Raw genomic sequence first — 1,208 nt, 5'->3', positions numbered from 1 at the left:
CGAAAACCGTCCGCCGCTCTCGCGCTGGCATCCGGATTATGGCACAGCCTTCCGGGAATGGCTCGAAGCGTGAGACTTCGCGTGGACAGGTTCAATGCGTAACAGCTATCGAATAGCCGTCATCCCCGGTGATGGCATCGGCGTCGAGGTGATCGATGCCGGCCTGCGGGTGGTCGAACACCTCCTGCAGGGTTTGGATGGGTTTGGCTTCGAGGTCGAGCGCTTCGACTGGGGATCCGAGCGATACAAGCGCGAAGGGGCTTTCATGCCGGCGGACGGGGCCGAAAGATTGCGCGACTTCGACGCGATCCTGTTTGGCGCGGTGGGAGCGCCCGACGTTCCTGACCATCTGAGCCTCTGGGGGCTCCGGCTGGCGATCTGCCAGCCGCTGGACCAGTACGCCAACGTCCGACCGACGCGGATTCTGCCCGGGATCAAAAGCCCGCTCCGGCTGGCCAGCCCCGCGGATCTCGACTGGGTGATCGTGCGCGAGAATTCGGAAGGCGAGTATTCCGGCCAGGGAGGGCGCAGCCACCGTGACCTGCCGCAGGAAGTCGCGACCGACGTCGCGATCTTCACCCGCGCAGGCGTCTCGCGGATCATGCGATACGCATTCCGGCTGGCCGCGTCGCGCCCGCGCAAGCGCCTGACGGTGGTAACGAAATCGAACGCGCAGCGTTTCGGCATGGTGCTTTGGGATGAAGTGGCGAGCGAGGTTGCCGCCGAGTTTCCGGATGTCACCTGGGACCGGATGCTGGTCGATGCGATGACCGTGCGGATGGTGCGTGCCCCGGCATCGCTCGACACGATCGTCGCCTCGAACCTGCACGCAGACATTCTGTCGGACCTTGCGGCGGCGCTGGCTGGTTCAATCGGCATCGCTCCGACCGCAAACCTCAATCCCGAACGCAGCACGCCCTCGATGTTCGAGCCGATCCACGGCTCCGCCTTCGATATCGCAGGCAAGGGTATCGCAAACCCGATCGGCACTTTCTGGAGCCTGGTGATGATGCTTGACCACATCGGGCAACCCGCCGCCGCGACACGCCTGATGCGAGCGATAGAAGAGGTTACAGGTGCCGGAGACTGCTTGCCCCGGGATCTTGGTGGCAACGCTTCGACAGACGAAGCTACTCAGGCCGTGATTGACCGACTGGATTGAAGACGGAGGGTGCTGACGTCGTATGCGGACGGCTATGGAACCCGCC

The 1,208-nt window shown here is 64.0% G+C and carries 1 protein-coding gene; it reads left to right on the top strand.

Translation table 11 applies throughout. The features are described from left to right. The first annotated feature begins 94 nt into the window (after nucleotides 1–94). Complete coding sequence (locus EU800_RS26035) at nucleotides 95–1,162, top strand: tartrate dehydrogenase (RefSeq protein ID WP_129636351.1); 1,068 nt, start codon at nucleotides 95–97, stop codon at nucleotides 1,160–1,162. The last annotated feature ends 46 nt before the right edge of the window (nucleotides 1,163–1,208 follow it).

The organism is Tropicimonas sp. IMCC6043, from assembly GCF_004146235.1.
Lineage (GTDB): Bacteria > Pseudomonadota > Alphaproteobacteria > Rhodobacterales > Rhodobacteraceae > Tropicimonas.
Note: the sequence above shows the minus strand (reverse complement) of the source record. Positions and strands in the feature narration are given on the sequence as shown.